At 68.5% G+C, this 22,953-nt stretch carries 28 protein-coding genes and 1 tRNA gene; 8 read left to right on the top strand and 21 right to left on the bottom strand.

What is annotated here, in order from left to right; translation table 11 throughout:
• Positions 1-274: 274 nt before the first annotated feature.
• Positions 275-640, top strand: coding sequence for a response regulator (locus tag LRS03_RS24790; protein ID WP_257829688.1), 366 nt, complete (start codon positions 275-277; stop codon positions 638-640).
• A 4-nt stretch (positions 641-644) separates the two neighbouring features.
• Here LRS03_RS24790 and LRS03_RS24785 read toward each other — a convergent pair whose 3' ends face one another.
• The 7 genes from LRS03_RS24785 to LRS03_RS24755 form a co-directional block, all read right to left on the bottom strand.
• Positions 645-1,178, bottom strand: a complete 534-nt coding sequence (locus LRS03_RS24785) for a low affinity iron permease family protein (RefSeq protein WP_257828906.1) — start codon at positions 1,176-1,178, stop codon at positions 645-647.
• Entirely contained in the window at positions 1,175-1,405 is a 231-nt protein-coding gene (locus LRS03_RS24780; RefSeq protein ID WP_257828904.1) for a hypothetical protein, read from the bottom strand. The genes LRS03_RS24785 and LRS03_RS24780 overlap by 4 nt, the downstream gene beginning before the upstream one ends.
• Positions 1,406-1,440: 35 nt before the next feature.
• Positions 1,441-1,962 carry a hemerythrin domain-containing protein gene (locus LRS03_RS24775; RefSeq protein WP_257828903.1) on the bottom strand — a complete coding sequence of 174 codons (522 nt, stop codon included), beginning with the start codon at positions 1,960-1,962 and terminating at the stop codon, positions 1,441-1,443.
• Between the two features lie 241 nt (positions 1,963-2,203).
• Positions 2,204-2,291 (bottom strand) — tRNA-Ser (locus LRS03_RS24770).
• 48 nt (positions 2,292-2,339) lie between these two features.
• Complete coding sequence (gene serS, locus LRS03_RS24765) at positions 2,340-3,635, bottom strand: serine--tRNA ligase (RefSeq protein WP_257828902.1); 1,296 nt, start codon at positions 3,633-3,635, stop codon at positions 2,340-2,342.
• A 31-nt stretch (positions 3,636-3,666) separates the two neighbouring features.
• Complete coding sequence (gene ispH / locus LRS03_RS24760; protein WP_257828900.1) at positions 3,667-4,593, bottom strand: 4-hydroxy-3-methylbut-2-enyl diphosphate reductase; 927 nt, start codon at positions 4,591-4,593, stop codon at positions 3,667-3,669.
• Entirely contained in the window at positions 4,593-5,036 is a 444-nt protein-coding gene (locus LRS03_RS24755; RefSeq protein ID WP_257829687.1) for an FKBP-type peptidyl-prolyl cis-trans isomerase, read from the bottom strand. Before LRS03_RS24755 ends, ispH begins: the two co-directional genes overlap by 1 nt.
• Before the next feature lie 72 nt (positions 5,037-5,108).
• On the opposite strand from LRS03_RS24755, the gene radC reads away from it, so the two are divergent.
• From radC to LRS03_RS24740, 3 genes are all read left to right on the top strand, one after another.
• A complete protein-coding gene (gene radC, locus LRS03_RS24750) occupies positions 5,109-5,783 on the top strand; it encodes a RadC family protein (protein WP_257828899.1) in 675 nt (224 codons plus the stop codon).
• Between the two features lie 131 nt (positions 5,784-5,914).
• Entirely contained in the window at positions 5,915-6,325 is a 411-nt protein-coding gene (locus tag LRS03_RS24745) for a hypothetical protein (RefSeq protein WP_257828898.1), read from the top strand.
• Between the two features lie 40 nt (positions 6,326-6,365).
• On the top strand, positions 6,366-7,019 hold the full coding sequence (locus LRS03_RS24740; protein WP_257828897.1) for a Smr/MutS family protein: 654 nt from the start codon (positions 6,366-6,368) through the stop codon (positions 7,017-7,019).
• Positions 7,020-7,104: 85 nt separating this feature from the next.
• On the opposite strand, the gene LRS03_RS24735 is transcribed toward LRS03_RS24740, so the two are convergent.
• From LRS03_RS24735 to LRS03_RS24725, 3 genes are read right to left on the bottom strand one after another with little or no spacing between them, the layout of a single operon-like run.
• A complete protein-coding gene (locus LRS03_RS24735) occupies positions 7,105-7,497 on the bottom strand; it encodes a group II truncated hemoglobin (RefSeq protein ID WP_374685113.1) in 393 nt (130 codons plus the stop codon).
• A 13-nt stretch (positions 7,498-7,510) separates the two neighbouring features.
• Positions 7,511-8,323, bottom strand: coding sequence for a MinD/ParA family protein (locus LRS03_RS24730; RefSeq protein ID WP_257828895.1), 813 nt, complete (start codon positions 8,321-8,323; stop codon positions 7,511-7,513).
• 9 nt (positions 8,324-8,332) lie between these two features.
• Positions 8,333-9,091 (bottom strand): GGDEF domain-containing protein, encoded by a 759-nt coding sequence (locus tag LRS03_RS24725; RefSeq protein ID WP_257828894.1) that lies wholly within the window; start codon positions 9,089-9,091, stop codon positions 8,333-8,335.
• Positions 9,092-9,244: 153 nt separating this feature from the next.
• Between LRS03_RS24725 and LRS03_RS24720 the strand changes: the two genes are divergently transcribed.
• The 4 genes from LRS03_RS24720 to LRS03_RS24705 all read left to right on the top strand — a co-directional run bounded on the left by LRS03_RS24720 (position 9,245) and on the right by LRS03_RS24705 (position 12,688).
• Complete coding sequence (locus tag LRS03_RS24720; RefSeq protein WP_257828893.1) at positions 9,245-10,123, top strand: CheR family methyltransferase; 879 nt, start codon at positions 9,245-9,247, stop codon at positions 10,121-10,123.
• Between the two features lie 61 nt (positions 10,124-10,184).
• Complete coding sequence (gene cheD / locus LRS03_RS24715; RefSeq protein WP_257828891.1) at positions 10,185-10,829, top strand: chemoreceptor glutamine deamidase CheD; 645 nt, start codon at positions 10,185-10,187, stop codon at positions 10,827-10,829.
• Positions 10,830-10,851: 22 nt separating this feature from the next.
• Positions 10,852-11,943 carry a protein-glutamate methylesterase/protein-glutamine glutaminase gene (locus LRS03_RS24710; RefSeq protein WP_257828890.1) on the top strand — a complete coding sequence of 364 codons (1,092 nt, stop codon included), beginning with the start codon at positions 10,852-10,854 and terminating at the stop codon, positions 11,941-11,943.
• 247 nt (positions 11,944-12,190) lie between these two features.
• Positions 12,191-12,688 (top strand): cupin domain-containing protein, encoded by a 498-nt coding sequence (locus LRS03_RS24705; RefSeq protein ID WP_257828889.1) that lies wholly within the window; start codon positions 12,191-12,193, stop codon positions 12,686-12,688.
• Here the strand turns inward: LRS03_RS24705 and LRS03_RS24700 are convergent.
• The 11 genes from LRS03_RS24700 to LRS03_RS24650 form a co-directional block, all read right to left on the bottom strand.
• The gene (locus LRS03_RS24700; RefSeq protein ID WP_257828888.1) at positions 12,661-13,605 is read right to left on the bottom strand and encodes a DUF4438 domain-containing protein; all 945 of its coding nucleotides are present in this window, start codon (positions 13,603-13,605) and stop codon (positions 12,661-12,663) included. The two genes, LRS03_RS24705 and LRS03_RS24700, sit on opposite strands and share 28 nt — an antisense overlap.
• Before the next feature lie 73 nt (positions 13,606-13,678).
• Positions 13,679-14,443, bottom strand: coding sequence for a hypothetical protein (locus LRS03_RS24695; protein ID WP_257828887.1), 765 nt, complete (start codon positions 14,441-14,443; stop codon positions 13,679-13,681).
• An 87-nt stretch (positions 14,444-14,530) separates the two neighbouring features.
• Positions 14,531-15,286, bottom strand: coding sequence for a hypothetical protein (locus tag LRS03_RS24690; protein ID WP_257828886.1), 756 nt, complete (start codon positions 15,284-15,286; stop codon positions 14,531-14,533).
• A gap of 34 nt (positions 15,287-15,320) precedes the next feature.
• Positions 15,321-16,409, bottom strand: a complete 1,089-nt coding sequence (locus LRS03_RS24685; RefSeq protein ID WP_257828885.1) for a hypothetical protein — start codon at positions 16,407-16,409, stop codon at positions 15,321-15,323.
• Positions 16,410-16,466: 57 nt separating this feature from the next.
• The gene (locus LRS03_RS24680) at positions 16,467-17,165 is read right to left on the bottom strand and encodes a hypothetical protein (RefSeq protein WP_257828884.1); all 699 of its coding nucleotides are present in this window, start codon (positions 17,163-17,165) and stop codon (positions 16,467-16,469) included.
• Positions 17,166-17,192: 27 nt separating this feature from the next.
• On the bottom strand, positions 17,193-18,620 hold the full coding sequence (locus tag LRS03_RS24675; RefSeq protein ID WP_257828882.1) for a hypothetical protein: 1,428 nt from the start codon (positions 18,618-18,620) through the stop codon (positions 17,193-17,195).
• Positions 18,617-19,084, bottom strand: coding sequence for a hypothetical protein (locus LRS03_RS24670; protein WP_257828881.1), 468 nt, complete (start codon positions 19,082-19,084; stop codon positions 18,617-18,619). Before LRS03_RS24670 ends, LRS03_RS24675 begins: the two co-directional genes overlap by 4 nt.
• Positions 19,085-19,106: 22 nt before the next feature.
• Entirely contained in the window at positions 19,107-20,417 is a 1,311-nt protein-coding gene (locus LRS03_RS24665; RefSeq protein ID WP_257828880.1) for a hypothetical protein, read from the bottom strand.
• Between the two features lie 42 nt (positions 20,418-20,459).
• Positions 20,460-21,242, bottom strand: a complete 783-nt coding sequence (locus LRS03_RS24660; protein WP_257828878.1) for a hypothetical protein — start codon at positions 21,240-21,242, stop codon at positions 20,460-20,462.
• Positions 21,167-21,691, bottom strand: a complete 525-nt coding sequence (locus LRS03_RS24655; protein WP_257828876.1) for a hypothetical protein — start codon at positions 21,689-21,691, stop codon at positions 21,167-21,169. The genes LRS03_RS24660 and LRS03_RS24655 overlap by 76 nt, the downstream gene beginning before the upstream one ends.
• A gap of 39 nt (positions 21,692-21,730) precedes the next feature.
• Positions 21,731-22,870, bottom strand: coding sequence for a hypothetical protein (locus LRS03_RS24650; RefSeq protein ID WP_257828875.1), 1,140 nt, complete (start codon positions 22,868-22,870; stop codon positions 21,731-21,733).
• Between the last annotated feature and the right edge of the window lie 83 nt (positions 22,871-22,953).

Genomic DNA, 22,953 nt, shown 5'->3' with positions numbered 1-22,953 from the left:
GTCGGGAACAGCGATTGCTGCGTCGTCGAGGACTTTCATGAGCGGTGGCTTTCAGCAGGGCGGGGGCGCGTCTGCGCACCCAGGGCAGGAAATGGGTGCAGGCAGCGTAGGGCTTTGGGCCTCGCGGCCGGTGAAGGACAAGCCCGAAATCGGTTGTAGGAAGCGGCCTACACCCCTCGTGAGACCGGCTGGACGGCTGCTTGGGGCCCCTCGTCCAAGCCCGGCTCTGCCTTTAGACTGCTGCCACCCAGACCGGAGCGTTTCTGTGAATGCCGTGACCATCCTCTACGTCGAAGACAGCGACGACCTGCGCGACACCATCGGCATGCTGCTCGAGGCCCCAGGGCGCGACATCGTCTGCTGCGCCACCGCCGAAGAGGCGCTCACCGTGCTTGCCGAGCGCGAGGCCGACGTCGTGATCACCGACGTGAGCCTGCCCGGCATGTCGGGTACCGACCTGGCCCGCAAGCTCCTCGCCGACAAACCCGATCGTCGCGTGGTGCTCTGCTCCGGCTATGAATTCGGCGACGCCGTGAGCCAGTTCGGCCCCAACGTCAAGTCGCTGCTCAAGCCCTTCGAGCCCGAAGAGATGGAAGCCCTGGTCAACGCGGTGTGCGACCAGGTGCGCGCCGTCGCCTGAGGCTTCAGGCCGCCAGGCGCCGGCCCCGCTGCGGCGCGTCGGTGGGCATGCCTTCTTCGTCGATCGAATGCGCTTCCTTGAGCGGGCCGGTTTCCTTGGCCCGCTCCGACAGGCGCAGATAGAAACTTGCCACCTCGCGCAGGTCTTGTTCGTCGAGCCCTTCGATGCCGATCATGCGGTTGCTCGCCTGCCGGTTGGCCGCGAGCAGCTCGTTGAGCTTCAGGTGCAGGGCCACGCTGTCCTTGTTCTGGCTCTGCTGGATGAGGAACACCATCAAGAAGGTCACGATGGTGGTGCCGGTGTTGATGACCAGCTGCCAGTTCTCGGAGAACCCGAAAAGCGGCCCGGTCGCGCCCCAGGCCACGATCACCAGCAAAGCGGCGCAGAAAGCGGCCGGTGTGCCCGCCCAGCGTGTGACACCCGAGGCAAAACGGTCAAAGGCGCTGAGAAGCGGGGAATGGCGGGCCGCGTACGAGGTGCTCGTCGTCGACGGCATCGCGCCGGCATGGCCGCCGCTCCCGCGCTGCACCTCGCTCATCGGCGCTCCTGCGTCCCCGATCCGCTGCGGCTCACCGAACGCCGGCCTTCGCTCGGGCTGCGCGAGGCGGGGTCTTCGTCCAGCAAGGCGCGGACGTCATCCACCAGGCCGACCAGCATGGCCTGCTGGGGTTCGAAGAGCATGCGGTCCTCAGCCGCCAGCAAGGCACCGGCAGCGAGGGCGGCAACCGCAGTCACGGCTGCCATGAGCGAAGGTGCGGATTTCATGGCCGGCCCTTTCTCCGATCAGGGGGTGAGATTGCTCAATGCACCGGGGGTTCTTCGCCCATCAGCTCGCTCTTGCGGGCCTGCAGCGACACACCCAGTTCCTTGAGGTCGAGTTCCGACTTGCGAAGCTTCGGGAACATCTCTTTTTCTTCTTCCTTCACGTGGTGGTCGATGTACTCGCCCAGCACGGTGACCTTGGCGTCGTACAGCTCGTCGGCCGGTTGCATGCCGCGGATCTGCGCAATCAGGTCCTTCGCGCTTGCGTGCTCGACCTGGGCTTCGTCGACCAGGTCGCTCTCGTCGAGGGCTTCATACGCGGCCGGGTAGACCAGCTCTTCCTCGATCTGCGCGTGCACGGTGAGCATCTCGCAGATCTGCTCGGCCAGTGCCTGCTTCTGGGTTTCATCGGCGTCGGCCTTGCAGAGCTTCTCGTACTCCTTGAACAGGGCCTTCACTTCCTTGTGGTCCTGCGTGAGCAGCTTGATCGCATCGGGCGTGCGCGCAGCGGCCGTACGGGTGGAGGTGGACTTGCGGGATTGGGTAGACGTGGTGGGCATGGGTTGGCTCCGTTGAAACGTGGCTGTGAAGGTCGAACGAAGCCTAAGGACGATCGCGTTCGGGCAACAGGGCCCTTTCAAGAGAAACCGGAAAAGTCCTACACGGGAGCGGCCTCGCCACCGTCGATGGGGTGGGACGAGGCGCATCGCCTCGATCGGACGATGGTCGTCGCGACCACGTTGCGCGGTGCCAGCGTGCAAAAAGAAAAACGGGCCACGAGGGCCCGTTTTTGCTGCTACCTGGCGGAGAGGGTGGGATTCGAACCCACGGTACCTTGCGGTACGCCTGATTTCGAGTCAGGTACATTCGACCACTCTGCCACCTCTCCTGATTCGGTGCCCGGCGGGTCGGTTGCCGGAAAGCCCAGGATTCTAGCTCAAGCTTTGAGGACCGCCGTGCCGCCCATGTACGGACGCAGCACCTCCGGCACCGTGATCGAACCGTCGGCGTTCTGGCCGTTCTCGAGCACGGCCACCAGCGTGCGGCCCACGGCGAGGCCCGAGCCATTCAGCGTGTGCACCAGTTCGTTCTTGCCCTGCGCATTCTTGAAGCGCGCCTGCATGCGCCGCGCCTGGAAGGCTTCGCAGTTCGACACCGAGCTGATCTCGCGGTAGGTGTTCTGCGCGGGCAGCCACACCTCGAGGTCGTAGGTCTTGGTCGAGCCGAAGCCCATGTCGCCGGTGCACAGCGTGACCACGCGGTACGGCAGGCCGAGCTTCTGCAGGATGGCCTCGGCATGGCCGCGCATCTCTTCCAGCGCCTGGTAGCTCTTCTCGGGGTGCACGATCTGCACCATCTCGACCTTGTCGAACTGGTGCTGGCGGATCATGCCGCGCGTGTCGCGCCCGGCACTGCCCGCCTCGGAGCGGAAACACGGGCTGTGCGCGGTGAGCTTGATCGGCAGCTGACTTTCGGCGAGCACGCTCTCGCGCACGGTGTTGGTGAGCGAGATCTCCGAGGTGGAGATCAGGTACTGCTCGGGCTGGTCTTCATCGCCACCACGCGTGACCCAGAACATGTCTTCCCTGAACTTGGGCAGCTGCCCCGTCCCTTCGAGCACCTCGCGGTTGACGATGTAGGGCGAGTAGCACTCGGTGTAGCCGTGCTCGCTCGTCTGCGTGTCAAGCATGAACTGCGCGAGCGCACGGTGCAGGCGCGCCACCGGGCCGCGCAGGAAGCTGAAGCGCGAGCCCGAGAGCTTGGCGCCGGTGTCGAAGTCGAGGCCCAGCGGGGCGCCGAGGTCGACGTGGTCCTTGACCGGGAAGTCGTAGGTCTTGGGGGTGCCCCAGCGGTGGAGCTCCACGTTCGCATGCTCATCGCCGCCCACCGGCACGCTCTCGTGCGGCAGGTTGGGCACGCTCATCAGCATCTGCGACAGCTCGGCCTGGATCACCTCCAGCCGGTCAGCGCTGGCCTTGAGGTCGTCTGCCAGGCTGCCCACTTCGGCCATCACCGCCGAGGTGTCCTGCTTCTGCGCCTTGAGCATGCCGATCTGCTTGGACAGGCTGTTGCGCCGGGCCTGCAGGTCTTCGGTGCGGGTCTGGATGGCCTTGCGCTCGGTTTCGAGCGACTGGAAGCGCTCGACGTCGAGGAAGGGCTGGGGGGTCTTGCGCTTTTCGAGGGTCTTGACGACGCTGTCGAGGTCTTTGCGCAGCAGGGTGATGTCGAGCATGGTCTGCGGATTCTAGGAGGCCTGTTTCGGCTTACTTCAAGCCTTTGGGCAGCGGGAAGTGCACCGTCTCCTCGACGCCCTCCATCTTGCGCACCGACACCGCCCCCATGGCCTTCAGCCGCGTGATGACCTGCTGCACAAGGATGTCGGGCGCCGACGCGCCGGCGGTGAGGCCGACACGGCGCTTGCCGTCCAGCCATTCGGGCTGCAGGTCTTCGGGCTGGTCGACCATGTAGGCCGCCGCTCCCAGGCGCTCGCCCAGCTCGCGCAGGCGGTTGCTGTTGCTGCTGGTGGGGCTGCCCACGACGATGAGCACGTCGACCTGCGGGGCCAGCACCTTCACCGCGTCCTGCCGGTTCTGGGTGGCGTAGCAGATGTCCTGCTGCTTGGGCTCGCGCACGCTCGGGAAGCGTCGCTTCACCGCCGCCAGGATGTCGGCCGCATCGTCGACCGACAGCGTGGTCTGCGTCACCACCGCGAGCTTGTCGCTCTGCGCGACCTGCACCCGCTCGACGTCGTCAACGTCTTCCACGAGGTAGATGCCTTCGCTCAACTGCCCCATCGTGCCTTCGACCTCGGGGTGCCCCTTGTGGCCGATCATGATGAAGTCGTAGCCTTCCTTGTGGAGCTTGGCCACTTCCACGTGCACCTTGGTCACGAGCGGGCAGGTAGCGTCGAAGATGCTGAAGCCGCGCTCCTGCGCCTCGCGCCGCACCGCCTGCGACACGCCATGGGCGCTGAAGACGAGCGTGGCACCGGCCGGCACTTCGGCCAGGTCTTCGATGAAGATCGCGCCCTTGGCCTTCAGGTCGTTGACGACGTAGGTGTTGTGCACGATTTCGTGGCGCACGTAGATCGGCGCGCCGAACTTGGCGAGCGCCCGCTCGACGATCTCGATCGCGCGGTCCACCCCCGCACAGAAGCCGCGCGGCTCGGCCAGCAAGACTTCATCGAGCATCACAGCACCCCGATCAGATGGACTTCGAAGGTCACCGGCTGGCCGGCCAGCGGGTGGTTGAAGTCGAACAGCAGCCAGTCGGGCCCCACCTCGCGCACCACGCCGGCATAGCGGCCCTGCCCGTCGGGCGTGGGGAACTGCACCACGTCGCCCACGCTGTAGCGCTCATCCGGGTCGCCAAGCTCGTGCATCAGCGAGAGCTTCACCCGCTGCAGCATCTCAGGGTTGCGCTCGCCGAACGCTTCTCCTGCGGCGAGCTGGAAGCTCGTGCGCGTGCCCTCGGGCAGGCCGAGCAGCTTCGCTTCCATGGCGGGCGCGAGCTGGCCCGAGCCGAGTGACAGCGTGGCAGGCTTGTCGTTGAAGGTGTTGATGACGTCGGCACCGTCGGGACCGCACAAGCGGTAGTGCAGGGTCAGGAAGGAGCCCTGCTGGACGTGTTGGATCGGGTGGTTCAAGTGGACGGTTCCGCTGGCGAATACGAATAGACTCGCGCGAATTTTAGTTGGCACCCCCACATGGTTCTGAAAGACCTTCCGCCAGATGCCCGACCGCGTGAAAAGCTGCTGGCGCGAGGCCCCGAGGCCCTGGCCGACGCCGAGCTGATCGCCCTCCTGCTGCGCACCGGCGTCAAAGGCCGCTCGGTGCTGCAATTGGCGCAGCAGCTGCTCACCGAGTTCGGCGGGCTTTCGGGTCTGCTGCAGGCAGAGCCGGCCGACCTGAAGCGCATCAAGGGGCTCGGCCCCGCCAAACGTGCCGAAATGAGCGCGGTGCTGGAACTGGCCCGCCGCTCGCTCTCGCAGGAGCTGATGCAGCGCCCCGTCTTCGACTCGCCCACGCGGGTGAAGGACTACCTGCGCCTGCAGATCGGCAGCAAGCCGCACGAGGTGTTCGTGGTGCTCTTTCTGGATGCGCAGAACCGGCTCATCCGTGCAGAAGAGATGTTCAGGGGCACGCTCACGCAGACGAGCGTCTACCCACGCGAAGTGCTCAAGCGCTCACTCGACCTCGGCGCCGCCGCAGTGCTGCTGGCCCACAACCATCCTTCGGGTGCGGCAGAGCCCTCGCGGGCCGATGAATTCCTCACGCAGACACTCGGCAAGGCCCTTGCCTTCATCGACGTGCGGGTGCTCGACCATCTGGTGGTGAGCCAGTCTGAGGTCGTGTCGTTCGCGGAGCGCGGATTGCTTTGAGCAAGATCAACGCCGGGCGTCCCCTGTTCGCGGGAAGCCCGGCAGGGATTGTGTGTAACCGTGACATGCGTCCTTCCTCCGGGCTAACGCGACTTCTACAGTGACGTCACGTTGTTCACAGGAGTTTGGAAATGAACACCAATGCCATTCTCTGGCTCGCAGGTGCAGCCCTGATGCTGATCACACTCGCGCAGTGGATCGTGCTGCGCTCGCGCTACCTCGCCGGGCTGACCCAGCAGCGCGCCCGCCACGCCCAGCAGATGCAGACCGCCGGCCAGCACATCGTACAAGCCAAGCGCCAGATCGCCCAGCTGCAGCTCGACCTGGGCAACACCCGCTCGCAACTGGCGCGGCTGGCCTCTCGCCAGCTCAACACCGCCGCCTCGCCTGCCCGCCCGAGCGGCGACGCCCAAGCGGCACGCCGTGAAGCCGGCGTCACCGCCAAACGCGGCGAGCCCTTCGACGGCTTTGCCGACACGCTGCCCGCGCTGCAGTACCCGCACGACGGCGCCCTGCTCGCCACCTACCCCAAGCACCACTGACGCACCGCGAGGGCCTCTTCGCGGGCGCTACAGTGCCCGCATGCCCCCTCGCCGACCCTCCCGTGCCGCCGGCCTGCAGACGCTCTCGGAGCTGAAGGCCGCCCTCGCCGAAGCGCGCCGCGAGGCCGAGCGACAGGAGACGCTGGCGCGCGAGATTGCCGCCCGCGAAAAGCGTGAGCGAGACCTCTTCGCCATCACCGTAGGCCCGGTGCAACCGCTGCGCCCCACCGGCCGTGCGCGCCAGCCGCGCGCCCTGCCCTCGCCCGAGCCGCGCCAGCGGCAACGCGACGAACGCGCCGCGCTGCGCGAGTCGCTGTCCGACGAGTTCAACGTCGACACCCTGCTCGAAACCGACGAGACGCTCTCCTTCCGCCGACCCGAGATCGGCCTCGACGTCGTGCGCAAGCTGCGCCGCGGCGGCTGGGCGATCCAGGCACAGATCGACCTGCACGGCCTGCGCCGCGACCCGGCCCGGGTGAAGCTCAACGCATTCATCCGCGAGGCGGTCGAGCAGGGCCTGCGCTGCGTGCGGGTGGTGCACGGCAAGGGCCTGGGTTCACCCGGCCGCGAACCGGTGCTCAAGGCGCGGGTGCGCAGCTGGCTGGTGCAGAAGAACGAGGTGCTCGCCTTCGTGCAGGCGCGCCCGGCCGAAGGGGGCAGCGGGGCGCTGGTGGTGCTGTTGAAAGCCGCGTGACGACGCTCAGACGCCGTGCCAGCCGGCGCCGGGCCGCCCCAAGCCGGCGACGCCCCTAGGGGGCAGGAGCGCAGCGACTGGGGGGCTAGATATTTCGCATCCAGTCGGCGGTCTTGAAGAAGGCTTCCTTGAGGCGTGCAACCAGGGCATCGTCGAAACCCTGCTCGTGCATCGCCTGCACCATGCACGCCATCCACTGGTCACGCCCCTTGATGCCGATCGCAAACGGCAGGTGCCGTGCGCGCAGCATCGGGTGGCCGAAGCGGTCGGTGTAGTGCGAGGGGCCGCCCAGCCAGCCGCAGAGAAACCAGAAGAGCTTGTCGCGCGAGCCTTCGGTCGTGGTCGGGTGCAGCGCGCGCAGCTCGGCATAGGCCGGCTCCAGGTCCATCAGGTCGTAGAAGCGGTCGACCAGCGCTCGCACGGCAGCTTCGCCGCCGACACGCTCGAAGGCGGTCTGGGTGTGTTCGGTCACGGGAATTGGAAAGAGGGAATCAGGATTCGCAGAGTTTGCCTGCGATGGCGACGATGCCCTTGGCCGCGGCACTGCCGGGCAGCATCTCCAGCAGCAGCTGGCGCTTCTGCACCGCTTCGCGCACCGCGGTGTCGGTGGGAATCTCGCCCAGCAGGTCGAGCTTCACCGGCCCGGTGCCTTCGGGCAGCGTGGGCGAGACGAAACGGTCGACCACCTGCTGCAGCTGGCCGCGGATCACACGGCCTTCGCCGCTCTTGCCCACCTGGTTGACGATGAGCGAGATGTGGGTGCGCTGCTGCTGGGTGGCAAGCACCTTCACCGTGGCATAGGCGTCGGTCAGCGACGTGGGTTCGGGGGTGGCGACCACCAGCACGTCGGTCGCGAGCGAGACGGCGAAGAGCACCACGTCGGAGATGCCGGCACCGGTGTCGAGCAGCACCCGGTCGTAGCGCGGCGTCACGGTCTCGATGATCTTGAGCAGCTGGTCCCGCACCTCGGTCGTGAGGCGCGAATACTCGACCAGGCCCGAGCCGGCGAGCAGCACCGAGAAGCCGCCCGGTGCGGGCAGGATGGCGTCTTCGAGCTTGGCCTTGCCGGTGAACACGTCGTGCAGCGTGATCTTCGGGAAGAGATTCAGCACCACGTCCAGGTTGGCGAGGCCGAGGTCGGCATCGAGCACGAGTACACGCTCGCCGCGCCGCGCGAGCGCCGCCGCGAGGTTGGCCGAGACGAAGGTCTTGCCCACGCCGCCTTTGCCGCTGGTCACGGCAAGGATGCTCGCCCGGCGGGTGCCGGCCGGGGTGGCCTGGGGTTGCGTGGAAGGGGTGGTCATGACGACGCGTTATTCGAGGTCCTGGAACTGCGACACACCGAAGAGCAGCCCCTTTTCTTCGGCCGTCACCAGCGAGACTGGAGGCATTTCGAGGCAGGCCCGGTTGCGACCTTCGGTCTTGGCCCGGTACAGCTGCTGGTCGGCCCGCTCGATCCACAGCGGCGCCGACGAGCGCACCCACTGCGGCGCAAACGCTCCGCCCAGGCTGATGGTGATGTTGATGGCCTCGGTGAGACCGATGGCCACCGGCCTGTGCTCCACCTTGCGGCGGATGCGCTCGGCCACCGTCTGGCCAAAGGCCGGCGGGCAATTGGGCAGGATGATCGCGAACTCTTCGCCGCCCAGGCGCGCCACCGTGTCCATCGGGCGCACACAGTCGTTGAGCGACTGCGCCACCGACTGGATCACCAGGTCGCCGGCCGCATGGCCATGGGTGTCGTTCACCGCCTTGAAGCGATCGATGTCGGCGATCAGCACCAGCGCCGGCTCGCCGGCCCGGGCCACGCGGTCGATCTCGCGGGCGAGCGCCAGCTCGAACTGGCGGCGGTTGGCCAGGCCGGTCAAGGGATCGCGGCTGGACAGGTTGCACAGCGCGTCGATCACCGCCTGCAGCCAGGCGGCCTGGCCCACCTCGTCGCGGTCAGGCAGCACATGCCCTGACTGCGACAGCAACTGCAACGCCGCTCCCAGCTTCAGCTGCGAGGGTTCCGGGGTTGCAGGGGTGTAAGCCACGTCTCTTGAAGGGTTGCCGAAGAGTCTACTGCGCATGCCCGTGCGGGCTGAGGGGAGATAGACGGGAAAGGCCTGCCAACTTGGACCTTTCCCGCCACTCAAGGCCCGCAGACTTCAAGCCGATAAGACCCGCAGAACCGGGCTCGCCGAGCCTTTGCGCACGCCCACGACCAGGACAAGCCGACACCCATGAGCGCCGCCGCTTCCCCCGCCGAACTCAACGCCCTGCGCCTTGCCGTCCCCGGCGGCGTGGCCGACCGTACCGACCAGGAGTTCAGCTTCAGCAGCGCCGACTTCGACCGCGTGCGGCAGCTGATCTACCAGCACGCCGGCATCAGCCTGCACGCGGGCAAGCAGGCGATGGTCTACAGCCGCCTCTCACGCCGCCTGCGCGAGACGAGCCAGCGCTCGTTCAGCCAGTACCTGCAGTCGCTCGAAAGCCTGCAGCCCTCGCACCCCGAGTGGCAGGAGTTCGTGAACTGCCTCACGACCAACCTGACCTCCTTCTTCCGCGAAGAGCACCACTTCCAGATGCTCGCGACCGAACTGAAGGCACGCGCCGGCCAGAGCGTGCGCATCTGGTGCAATGCCGCCTCGACCGGTGAAGAGCCCTATTCGCTGGCCATGACCTGCGCCGAGAACATGGCGAGCGGCGCCGCCAAGATCATCGCCAGCGACATCGACACCAAGGTGCTCGCCACCGCCGGCCGCGGCGTCTACAACGCCGATGCGCGCGGCCTCTCGCCCGAGCGCCTGCGCGCCCACTTCCTGCGCGGCAAGGGCGCCAACAGCGGCTCCATTCGCGTCAAGCCCGAATTGGCTCGGATGATCGAATTCCGCACGCACAACCTGATGGAAGCGCGCTGGCAGCTCGGCGAGCCCTTCGACATCGTCTTCTGCCGCAACGTGATGATCTATTTCGATGCGCCCACGCAGCGCAAGGTGCTGGAGCGCATCCACGGCGTGATGAAACCCAAAAGCCTGCTCTTCGTGGGCCACTCCGAGAACTTCACCGAATCGAAGGACCTCTTCCGCCTGCGCGGCAAGACGGTTTACGAGCGCGTATGAAGCCCTCTCTTCGCCCAGACCTGCTCAAGCCCACCCAGCAGCACACCGATATCGGGACATCATGGCCTTGATTTCTTCCTCGAACCCCGCGCCCGGCTCACGCCTGGAACGGCTGAAGTCGCAGCCCCGCAAACCCGGCGAGGCCTCGTTCTTCTTCTACGACGCGCACTTCAAGAACGATGCGGTGAAGATCCTGCCCGGCGAGTACTTCGTGCACAACGAAGACATGCTGATCATGACCACGCTCGGCTCGTGCATCGCGGCCTGCATCTACGACCGCAACGCAAAGGTCGGCGGCATGAACCACTTCATGCTGCCCGACGGCGCCGGCGACTCGGGCCGCTACGGCTCGTATGCGATGGAACTGCTCATCAACGAGATGATGAAGCGCGGCGCCAACCGCATGACCATGGAAGCCAAGGTCTTCGGCGGCGGCCAGGTGGTGAGCGGCATGACCACGATGAACGTGGGCGAGCGCAACACCAACTTCGTGATGGACTACCTGAAGACCGAGCGCATCCCCATCGTCTCGAAGGATGTGCTCGACGTCTACCCGCGCAAGGTGTGCTTCCTGCCGGGCAGCGGCAAGGCCATGGTCAAGCGCCTCGCGCCGACCAACACCGACGCCCTCATCGCACAAGACCGCGCCGCCGCCCAGAAGGCCGTGCCGGCGTCCACCGGCGGTGGTTCCGTCGACCTCTTCTGACGCGGACAAGGGAGAGCCACAAATGCCCAAGACCCGCGTGATCGTGGTGGACGATTCGGCCCTGGTGCGCAGCCTGCTCGCCGAGATCATCAACCGCCAGCCCGACATGGAATGCATCGGCGCGGCCGCCGACCCCTTGGTGGCCCGCGAGATGATCCGCAACCTCAACCCCGACGTCATCACGCTCGACGTCGAGATGCCGCGCATGGATGGCATCGACTTCCTCTCCAAGCTGATGCGCCTGCGGCCGATGCCGGTGGTGATGGTGTCGACGCTGACCGAGCGCGGCGCCGAGGTCACGATGAAGGCACTGGAGCTCGGCGCCATCGACTTCGTCGCCAAGCCCAAGATCGGTGTGGCCGACGGCCTGCGCCTCTTGGCCGAGGACATCACCGACAAGGTGCGCATCGCGAGCAAGGCGCACATCCGCAAGGCGGTGGTGCCGGCCCCGGCCGCGCCCGGCAGCCCCGCCCCGGCACGCCCGGCAGTGAACTCGAGCCCGCTAGGCCGCCTGTCGACCGAGAAGATCATCTTCATCGGTGCGTCCACCGGTGGCACCGAAGCCACCAAGGAAGTGCTGATCAACCTGCCGCCCGATTCGCCGGCGGTCGTGATCACGCAGCACATGCCGCCCGGCTTCACCAAGAGCTATGCGGCCCGGCTCGACGGCCTGTGCAAGATCCGCGTCGCCGAAGCACGCGACGGCGAACGCATCCTGCCTGGCCATGCATACATCGCCCCCGGCGGCTTTCACCTGAGCGTGGAGCGCAGCGGGGCCAACTACCTCGCCCGTGTGCAAGACGGCGATCCGGTCAACCGCCACAAGCCGTCGGTCGAGGTGCTGTTCAAGTCGGCGGCCCGCGTCGTCGGCCCCAATGCGCTGGGCATCATGCTCACCGGCATGGGCGGCGATGGCGCGCGGGCCATGAAGGAAATGCGCGACGCCGGCAGCTACAACTACGTGCAGGACGAAGCGTCCTGCGTCGTGTTCGGCATGCCGCGCGAGGCGATCAACGCCGGGGCCGCACATGAAGTGCTGCCTCTCACGCACATCGCGGGCAAGCTCATCGAGCGCCTGCGCAGCACCGCGGGCATGTCGACGAACCGCGTCTGATCCGGACGCTGACCCTATTCCCTCCGGGTTTCCCTGCCCACTCGTTTCTTCTGCCGATACAACGTTGCGTTTAACGTAACGCTTTGTTCCATCCGCACAGAGAAGACGTTATCGCTGCAAGAATCCCGCCCCGAATCGAGGGCTGGCAGGCCCCGAACGCCCGTAGCGGCACACCCCAAAGGAGACAAACCACCGACGGCGCCCCTTGGCGCCGGCACTTTCACGACCACGCACAGGAGAGGAAGAAATGGCCATTCCCGGCAGCACCTTGAAAAACATCAGCGATGACATCATTGCCATCCTCCGCGAACTCCCCGCGGACGCGATCTCGGAGATGATTTCGATGATCGACTACCACGGCTTCTGGAAAACACGGCTTCCTGACACCTTCCTGCGCTCGATCCTCTCGCCGCACGGGTTGAGTTCCGATGACGTCCAGATCGAAATCGTGAAGGTGGACACCGACCTGACGCGGGAAGTGCATTTCCACGCGCATGCACACGCCATGATCTATGCGCTCGGCCAGCGCGAAGGGCTGGCGAACGCCTCGCGCGCACTGGCCTACCCCCACAACACCTGGCAAGACATCCAGTCGGGCGAGGAGGTCGACATCCCACCGGGCACGCCGCACGGCTTTTCCGTCAAACCCGAGGGCGAACTCTGGTTCCTGTCGGTCCAGGCTCCGCCCATCGTCGGCGAGGGGAGCGATGACTACCATCAGGTCACGTCGGAGGTGATGGCCTGACGTGAACGCGCCAGCCTGGGCCGGTCGCGCTCGGGCAATGTCGCTTGCTCACGTGGCGGCTGCGCGCGCCGCACGCCGAGGATCTCCGCCAAATTGGCGTTCGGATCGAGCCGTGGTCGCAGGTGCGTGAGCGGGCCGGTGAGCAAGGCCGTCACGCCTGGCCCGTGGCCGCTCACCGTGCTGTCGCCGTGCACGATCACGCCGATGGTGATGCGCGGGGTCTGCGCCGACGTGCCGTAGCGTGTGTCGGTGCCGATGATGGCCACCATGTCGCCGAAGCGCAGGCTGCCCAGGCGGTAGCGCCGGCGCGTTTCGCGGTCGACGAGTTGGATGTCCGTGTCGCCGCGCCAGGCGGTGTTCTTGCCGAGGCCCGAGCCCATCACACGCGCCGGCACCAGGTGGGTGACCGGCGCATGCAGCTGACCGTCACGCTCCACCAGGCCCCAACGGCGGATGAGCCTTGGCGAGCAGTTCATCGCGGTGATGCGCGGATGGTCGAGCAGGCGCAGGCCCATGCCGTGTGAAACGATCTGCACACGGTCGCCGATCTGCAGGCGCATCAGCACCTCGGTCGGGAAGTCGACCATCACGTGGTTCACGCCGCCATGCTTGCCGGTCACCACGCCCGTCTTGCCGGTGCAGGGCCCGCTGATCACACGCGCATGGTTGCCCACGCTGGCATAGGTGAGCAGCGCGTTGTTGGGCCCGTCGCGCGGGCCGATCACTTCGCGGCCGTTGTTGTGAAGCGAGACACCGGGCTCGATGTGGTCGCCCGCCATGCCCACACACAGGTCACCGATGCGCCGGTTGAGCACGATGCCGCCCGTGCCGGGCAGCACACGCGGCACGCCGTCGTGGCCCACACGGTGCGGCGCGGCGCGCGCCACGGGGTGGGCGATCTGGCCGGCCACGCTCACGGCGATGGTTTCCGTGGTCGTTGATGCGAAGGCCGCCCCGGCCCTCTTCCAGCGCTGGAGGTCTTGGCATGCTTCAGCCGTCCATGTCGAGGATGTGGCTACGCACGCCGGCACGCGAGGCGGTGTGCTGGATGAGGCTGCGCACGCCGCGCACCGCGTGCGCCGGCAGCCCGGCGAGGCCACTGAGCGAGTAGACGAGTTCATGCTCCAGCGGCATGCCCGGACGCACCTCGTGACGACCGGCCGGGGGCCGGCCCGCCCACTGCTGCTGCCGACGCACCTGGTTGGCCTCCCTCAGCACACGATCGCGCAGCGCCTGCCGATCGATGCGTCCGGTGCGAGGGTCGACATAGCGCGCCACCCACATGGACTTGTGCTCCAGCGCCGGCTGGAGACCCGGGTTGCGGCCGGTGCCCCTCTCACCCAAGGGGCCGAACACAGCATCCGCAATCGGGCTGCGCCGCATCGTGGGCGTGACCCGGACGCCTCGCCGCACATCGGTGTTCGCAGCTGCAGCGGCAGTCGCGGCCGCCCCCCAACGCGACCGGGGAACACGGCGCAGCCGCCCTTGGACATCACGCTCGATCCGGCCCAGGCACAGGTCGCGTATGAACTGCTGCTCCCGGCATTGGCCCCGCAGCAAGGCAAGCCGGCCAGGGGGCTTGCGATGGCGCACGCCGGCGGCAAAGCGTGCGCAATCGGGCATGTGGCCACTGCGGATCCACGGCTGCGTGCACTGCGGGGTCCGCCATGCAGGGTCGAAGTCCTGTTCGTGCGTCCAGCGCCGGACCACGTCATCAAGCATCTCATCCACGAAAAGGTCGATGTCCCGTGCCATGTCGTGCTCAGTGGTCAAAAAACTCGCGCGACGGCGGAGGAGTCGCCCCGACGCGCAGGGAACGCGGGTTGCGGCCGCATGCTCGCCTCACAGCAGATACCAGCACGCTCTGGCGTGCAGCCAGGGGTCGGCGGTTTCGTCCCGCGCGCGGTCATCGAGATCGTCGACGAGCACATGCAACACCGCCAGCGGCGGCCCGTCCGACAGCACAGGCGCCAACCCCGCAGCGGCCAACCCCTGGCGCACCAGCCCGTGCTCGGCCGCAAACAGGCTGCTGTCGCGCGCCGGCTGCAGCTGCGTCACTGGCAGCCCTGCCGCCGCGGCGGCACGCACCGGCCACGGCTCGTCTCTGCCCTCGCACAGCACAAGCGCCCCGTCGAGCGTGGCCGACAGCGCCAGCACGTCTCGCGACGCCGCCTCCGCGTCGAAGCGCAAGCACCAGCCTGCGGGCGGTCGATCGTCGCCGCGCTGCGCCAGCGCCTGCGCCAGCAACTCATAGCGCTCGAAGGTTCGCAGGTCGCCCGACTCCTGCATCAGCGATTCGGGCATGCGATCGCCGATCCAGCGAAAGAGCGACGCGCCCAGCTCCGTGCCCTCACGCATCGCGATCCATGCCGACAAGGCGGCACTCGACACACCCGCATCGCCATCCGGAGCGCCACGGGCGAGCAACTCGCTGGAATCGAGCGCCTGCCAGAAAGAACGCGTCAGCCAGGGTTCCATCACCTGCGTCAGCCGCGTCGCCAGCAAGGGTCCGCGCGGCTGGCACAAGACGAGTGCCGGGTCGAGCACGCACGCGGGCTTGCGCTGGTTCACCAGAAGCTGCAAATCGGCGCGCTGCATGTTGTCTGCCCTCGGTCTTGGTCATGGTGGCACCTCACGCCGCCTGCGGCACACCGAGCACGCTCTGCAGCGCCGGGGTCACGCCGGGGAAGCCACGCCCTTCGGGCGTCATGCGGTACGCCGCCACCCAGGCTTCAGCGTGGGCCCCCATCGGGCGCACCGTGCTCTGGAAGAGGATGGGGTCGATGGCGGTCTTGAAGTCGTTGTCGGCCACGAACTGCAGGATGCGCCGGCCGCTCTCGGCCATCTTGGCGCGCTGCGAGGGCTCGGCGGTGCCGCCGAGGTAGCGGTTGGAGACGATCTCGACCACGTCCCACTTGGTGTTGGCGTCGAAAGCCTTCTTGATGTCGGGCGAGTCGAGCAGCTGCAGGATGCCCTTGAGGTGGTGGCCGGTCTCCATCGCCAGCGAGAAGATGTTGCCGTAGGTGGAGCGGTCGAGCGCGTAGCGCAGGTCCAGACCAATGCGCTGCACGGTGGCGACGCTGCCGAAGGGCCGCTGCTCGATGAGCTGGCCGCCGCGGATCACCTCGCCGATCAAGAGGTCGCGGAAGTACTGGCCGAGCGAAACCATGAAGCCCACGAGCTGGCGATGGAAGTTGCGGTTGACCACCGCGCCGGCCGGTGCTGCATTGGTGCCGTAGTTGAAGGCCCGGCGGTAGGCCACCATGCGCTCGTTGCGGCCGTAGCGCAGCGGCTTCCACTTCTCCAGGAGGTACAGACCCCGCGCGCCGGGCCCGCGCTGGATGCGCATCTTGCCCAGGCGGAAGAGGCGCAGCAGCGTCTCCACCACCTCGAAGATCTTCATGCGCTCGTGCTGGTAGATGTAGTACAGCTCGGCTGCGGCGTGCAGCTGGCTCGGCACGATCGCATCGTCGAAATCGGGCGTGATGTGCGGGTAGGAGATCTGGTCGAAGTCGGGCGCGCCTTTGTCGCCGAAGCCGATCAGGTCGAGGAATCCGTCGCGGCCGTCGCCGCTGCTGGCCGCGCCCTTGAGCAGCTCGCCGAAGCGTTGCTCGAAGGAGCCCTCGAACTGCTGGCGCTGCTCAGGCGGCATGGCCGCGAGCTGGTCGCGCAGGAAGGTCTCCCACAGCCGCTGGATGGTTTCGGTGGTCTGGAAGCTCATGACCTTTTCTCCTGGAACGGTGTGATGGGCGCTGTGTGGGGAATGAGAAGGGGTGCGTCAGTTCTTGGCCTGGCGGCGCCGGGCCGGGGGTGCCGCGCTGGTCACCGGCGCTTCGCTGGCGGCGCGCTCGGGCCAGTCGGCGGCGGTTCCTTCCAGCCCGGCCACCTCGCACTTGGCCGCCAGCAGCCAGGCGGCGCGGCGGTTCAGCTCGCCGAAGAGGTCGTTCGGTGCGTTCTTGCGGAAGGTCTGCGCATCGAGCGCACGGTGCAGCAGGTCCAGTGCGCGGACGGCCGCGGGGTCGTCGACCGCCAGCAAGGCTTCGATCTCGTTCACAAGCACCCCGGTCGACGGGTCGAGCAGCTTCTGCAGGACCAGGTCGAACGTGACGTCGTGGCGGTCCATCAGGTAGGTGGCCAGGGTGTTCATGCGGGCCACCACGGTGAAGGCCAGGTTCGACATGTCGACCCGCGCCGAGCAGGTGTCGCGCCGCGGCTCGGTGTTGGTGGCCTGTTTCTCGGCGGCGACGACGAGCCGGCTCAGCGCGTTCAGCTTCTTCCGCTCGTAGAGCGTGATCCGGTTGTTGTGCTCCCAGAAGGCGCTGCGCTCGATGCCCATGAAGACGAGTTCGTCCGCGACCTCGCCTTCCGGCACCCCCTCGTCGTCGATCGCCTCGTCGTCGGGCTCGGCCTCTGCCAGCGTGGCGACCACGTCGCCGGGGGCCAGCGGTTCGAAGACGAGGAAAGTCGTTGTTGCCATGAAAACCTCCTGGTGTCGTGATTCGGTTCAACGGCCGCGGCCGGTGCGCGAGCTGTTGTAGGCGATGGTGTCCATCGACGTCTCGATGTGCGCCGGGATGTTGGGACCCTGCAGGCCGCAATCGGTCTCGACGTTCTTGGCGCCGAAGGCCGCCAGCGCCATCGCGTTCTTCAGCAGCAGCGTCATGTCGCCGGTGGGCCCGAAGACCGCGGAGGCGCTGATGCAGTTGGGTGCCATCTGGCGCACCATGTGCTCCCAGCGCTGCTCGCCGTCGAGTTGCAGGCACAGCTCCTGGTGCAGCACGTCGGCGAAGCGGAAATCGGAGCCGGGCAGCTTCTTGTTCTTCTTGCGACGGTCTTCGAAATTGATGACGGTGGTGTCCCAGTCCGACAGCTGCGGCGTGGCGTCCTTCGGGCGCAGCAGGTTGCTGAGGTTGATGAGCGTGCGGCGCAGTTCGGGCCTCGGCACAGCCGTGGGCGAGGTGCAGGGGTCGTTGGCCTGGGCCGGGTCGCCTGCCTGCAGCGGCGGGTCGGTGGGCAGCACCGGGATGACCACCCGGCCGGCCGCAGTGGTGCTGCGCAGCAGCGCTTCCAGCAGGTAGCTGTAGGCCGCGGCGCGCAGCTCGGGCTGGCCCAGGTCGTCGCGGCCCACGGCATAGAGGTCGATCGCGCGGTCGACGTCGTACAGCGCCTTGTCGAGCATGATCTGCGCACGCGCCGTGGTCTCGTCGCAGTTGCAGCGCATCAGGCAGTCGAGCTGGCTGGCGAGCCGGCCGCGCTCGATGGTGAGCTGGGTCAGGCGCCGGTCGGCGTGCTCCTCTTCCTCCTGCGTGTAGAGACCGTAGAAGACGATCGGCGGTCGCGCCACACGCAGCAGGCGGAAGCCACCCGCGGTGCCGAAGCCATCGGCAAAGAGGCGCAGCGCTTCGAGGAAGGACGTGAGCGGCGGCGACTCGGGGTTGACGAGCTGGTAGCCGAAGTTGATGAGCCGGTAGAAGCGCTGCAGGTCGACCTGCGCGGTAGAGCCCAGTGCGCGCAGGCCGGTGGCGGTGCCTTGCGCGGCGCGGCGCACGAGCGCGTCCATCGTGCGGCCGAGTTCCTGCTCGGTCATGAGCGCCCGCAGGTCGCCCTGGCCTTGCAGTTCGAGCGCATCGAAAAGGCGGCGGTAGGCGTCGATGCCGCGCGGCCATTCGTTGGCCTGGTTGGTGAACTGCAGCGAGCCCAGCAGGTTGCGCAGCGCGTGCATCGCGGCGTCACGCCGCGTCTGCAGCTCGGTGTAGGGCGCCTGCAGCAGGAAGCGGCCACCGGCGAAGCCGTTGTTGGCCATGCTCTCGCCCACCAGCACGAGGATCACCGAGTTCACCTCGTCGATGCTCTGCGCGAGGCTGCGGTAGTTGTGGTTCATCGACGGCGTGAGCGCACCCACGAGGCGGGCCAGGCGGGCGTAGTCGCTCAACGTGCGGCGCAGGCCGAAGGCGCGGTCGCGCTGGCGCGGGTCGAGCCCGAAGCGTGCGGCGCTGGTGGCCTCGGTGACGGCGGCGCGGATGGAATCGGCCCAGCCGTCGAGACTTCGGGCGCCACATCCTTGAGCAGGTTGCTGGAGGTGAGCTCCTGCAAGTCCTTGTCGACGTCGCTGCGCGCCTGTTCGAGATCGATCGCGGTGGCGGTGCGCTCCATCGCCGCGGGCACGAAGAGCGGGCGCGTCTGCAGGAATGGCAGGCCCTGGGCCTCCTGCTCGATGGCGCGGGTGCGCGCGTCGTTCTGGTAGCGCTCGCGCAGCGCATTGGCGACCTGCTGCGGGTTGCTCGGGTCGCCGACACCCAGCTCGCGGCGGATCAGGTTATCCATCTCCAGGCGCTTGGGGTCTGGCGTGCCCACGTCGCCGCGGGCGGGGGTGCTGGTGTAGGCCGTGTTCTGCATGGTCGGGTCCTCGTTGAGTGAATCAGGCGGCAAGCCTCAAGGGCTCTCGGCGCGCCGGTGGCGGTGCAGAAGAAAGCAGCGGCCGCTGCGTCTGCAGAAGCTGCTCGACCACGCTGCGCGCCAGGCGCTGCGGCGCGATGCGCCCGCCCTCCAGCGCATAGTGCGCGGCGCTCACCAGGTGGCGCGGTGCGAGGGCGGTGCTGCTGCCTTCGGCGAGGCGACGTGCGCCGTCGCGGATGGCGTCTTCGTCGGCCCTGCCGAAGGGGATCACATCGGCCAGCGCCCGCTGCGCCAGGTTGCGCCGCGTCTGGAAGGCGATCTCGTCGACCACCTCGGGAATGATCCGCGGCGCGCTGGAGATCAGCGAAGGCGGGATGCGGTTGACCCCGTCGCGCCGGTACAGCGCCTGCCACACGCGCAAGAGGCGCGCCGCGTGGTCGTTAAAGCCGATGCGCCTGAGCATCTCGGCCAGCAGGTAGACGCGCAGATAGGCGGTCGGGTGCGCGCCGCCGGGCCGGTAGGTCAGCGTGCGCGGCTGTGGATGGGCCAAAAAATCGGCCATGCCCCAGGCCGCGGCCGGCCCGCCGAGCAGGATGGCGGCGAGGTCGGCAAAGATCTCCTTGTGCCAGCGGCCGTAGACCGTGGCGAGGAAGGGATCGCGCGCCGAGCCCATCACACGCCGCAGCACGGCCTGGCGGTTCTCCTGCCAGATGCCGAGATCGGCCTGCAGGTTGTGCGCCACCTCGTGCAGGAAAACCGATTGCCAGGGCTGGTCGCGGTCCCAGGGGATGCGGATCAGCGGGAAGGGGTTGGCCTCGCCGAGCAGACGCGACAGCGACACGCCGCGCCGCATCGTGGCCGGCGAGTAGCCGTGCTCCATGTAGCAGACGGGCTTGAGCAAGCGGCCATCGAAGATGCGCGGCGCCGCTTCGCGCACGGCGAGGTAGCAGTCTTCGGCGATCACGTCGTGCGCGGCGAGCGAAGGCCCGAAGGCCGTGCCGCGCTGCGCGAACACCTCGTAGAACATGCCGAAGAGCCGGCGCGCCCGGTCGAGTTCGCGCTCGACGAGTGCGATGTCGATCAGCACCCGCTGCGGCGGCCGCGCCTCCCCACCCTCGCGCAGCTGCGCGAAACGTGTGCGGATGCGCTGCTCCACCCGCGAGAGCCGCGCGTTCGCCGCGGCGAAGTGCTGCGCCGATGGCGCGTAGGGCATGTCCTGCGGGCGCAGGCCGACGAACGCGTTGTCGATGCGTGCGAGCCGCGAGAGCCGGGCCGAGAGGCCCTGGATCTTGGCGCGCAGAAACCGGCGTGCGGACGTGAGTGGGGCCGACATGGACTTGCTCCTGGTGCTGGCGTGGGCGTCGGTGGCGGTCGATCAACGGGCGCGGATGTGGATCGACACCGGGCCGCGCACGTTGATGCGGCGCCCGCCGCAGTGCGCGCAGCCGCCTGCCGCACCCACGACACCGGCGCGGCGAGCTGCCACCGTGCCCGGCGTCACCACCGCGGCGCGGCGAGCCACCGGCGCCACCGTGCGCGCCACCACCCGGGCGGCGGGACCCCGCGGCGTGGTGCGGCGTGCGGCCGGCACCAGCGGGCGGGCAAGACGGCGCACGGCCTGCGGACGGCGCGCCACGGCCTGCGCCGCACGCTGCACCACCCGTGCCGCCTGGCGCGGCGGCACGCGGCGCTGCTGCACCACCCGCCGGGTGGCGCGCACGGCACGCGCCACCGCACGCGCGGCGGGCGGGCCCTGGCGGCGCACGGCCTGGCGCACGGCACGCGTCACGCCCCGCACCGCAGCGCGGCGCACGGCGGGTGCGGCCCGGGCGATCGCAGGCACCGCACGACGCACCACCATGCCGGCGAGCACCGGCGCGGCGGCATCGATCGCGTCGTCGTCCAACCCGTCGACGAAGTCATCGAAGGCCTCGAACTCGTCGGCGCCATCGGCCAGCAGGCGGCCGGCGACGTTGGCCATGCGGCCGATCAACTGCGCCTGCGGCAGCGGGATCATGCTGGCGATCGGGCCCACCACGCGGGCGGCCTGGCCCACGCCGCGGCCCACGCGGCGCGCCACGTTCATCGCACCGCTCGCGAGGCTGCGCAGGCGGCCGAAGAATTCATCGCCATCGGCGGCGTCGAGCGCATCGGCCACGGCGTCTTCAAGCGAATCGACGTCGTCGCCGGCGTCGAATTCGTCGTAGCCGTCGAAATCGTCGCCCTCGTCATACTCGTCGTAGGCGTCGTAACCGTCGACGTCGTCGCCTTCGTCGAACTCGTCGGCCCCGAGCAGCCCCCCAGACCGCCGAGCAGGCCGCTCAAGGGGTTGCCTCCGCCGCCGCCACCACCACCGCCGGCGGCACCGGGCCGCCCGCGGCGGGCACGGCCACGTCCGCGGCCCCCACCCCCGAGGAGGCGCCCCAGGCCCCCGGCGATGGCGCCGAAGAATTCGTCGTCGCCTTCGTCGTACTCGTCATAGGCGTCGTAGTCGTCGCCTTCGTCGTACTCGTCAAAGTCGTCGTACGCGCTGGCCGCACCGCCCGCGGGGCCCTCGGCAGCGTCATACATCAGGTCGTCCATCACGTCGGCTTCAAATCGGTCCATGGTGAGCTCCTTTCAGCACCGTGCTCGGTTTCTAGAGAGTTACGCCCGCTGCGGGCTGATGGTCAGGGTGACCGGTCCTTGGAAGGTGTAGGTGCGCGTGCCCATCGGCCCCGGCGAGCCACGGCCCACCCCGGCAGGCCGTGCAACAGGCAGGGGCCCACCGCGCTGGGGGCGTTGCAGCCGCGCGGGGCGCGCAGCGCTTTGGGGGCGTGCCAGGCGGCGCACCACCTGGGGGTTCTGGGCCACGCGGCGCGCCGCCTGCGGCAGGCCGCGGCGCACCTGCTGCATGGCACGCTGCGGCGTGGGGGCGCGGCGCGTGGCCACACGCGTGGCCGCCTGCGCCAGGCGCGGCAAGGCGGCCACGGCCCGCGGGCCGCGGTGGCGTACCAGCTCGCGCGCCGCCGCCGCCACGCCGCGCACCAGCGCGCGCCGGCCGGCCTGCGACACCTGCTGCAGGTTGCGGAACCCCAGCCCCCGCGCCGCGGTGCGGGCGGCGAGTGCCACCACCGCGGGCAGGGCTTCGTCGACACCCTCTTCGGCAAACATGTCGGCCACGTCGTCGAAGGCCTCGTAGGCATCGGCGCCGCCGCCCATCAGCTGGCTCAGGCGCGCGAGCAGGCCCTGGGCGCCGCTCGCCGCCTGGCCGACGCCCTGCGCCATGCTGCCCACGTTGCCGAAGGCGCCGGCTACGCCCGGCGCGCCGAGCATGCGGGCAATGCGCTGAGCCGCCTGGGCCGCCGGCGCCACGCGGCGGGCCACACCGCCCACCCGTCCGGCCACGTTGCTGGCCCGCTGCGCAAACGAGCCCATGCGCCCCGCCACGCTGCCCCCGGCGCCGCGCCCGAGGGCGCCGGCCGCACGGCCAAGACCCCCGAGCAGGCGGCCGAAGAATTCATCGTCGTCGGCCGCATCGAGGCCGTCGGCGATCTCTTCCTCGAAGGCGTTCCACACCGCCATGTCGTCGGCGCCTTCGCCGAAGGCATCGCCGAGGTCGTCGGCGCCGTCGCCCTCGAAGGCATCGGCGCTGGCGGCCGGCGCCATCTCGTCGACGAAACCGTCGCCGGACGCATCGCTCTCGTCGAACCCGTCTCCGGCGTCGAAGCCGTCTCCGGCCGAGTCGAGCGCAGAGTCGAACGACTCGGCATCGTCCATCACATCGCTGTCAAAAGGTTGATCCATCAGGTGCCTCCGTCGTGGCAGGGTCGGTTGACCATGCGATGGACTCTAGGCAGCGGGTGGAGGCCTCACCAGTCCGCGATGTC

It is taken from the genome of Rhizobacter sp. J219, from assembly GCF_024700055.1.
Classification (GTDB): Bacteria; Pseudomonadota; Gammaproteobacteria; order Burkholderiales; family Burkholderiaceae_C; genus Rhizobacter.
Note: the sequence above shows the minus strand (reverse complement) of the source record. Positions and strands in the feature narration are given on the sequence as shown.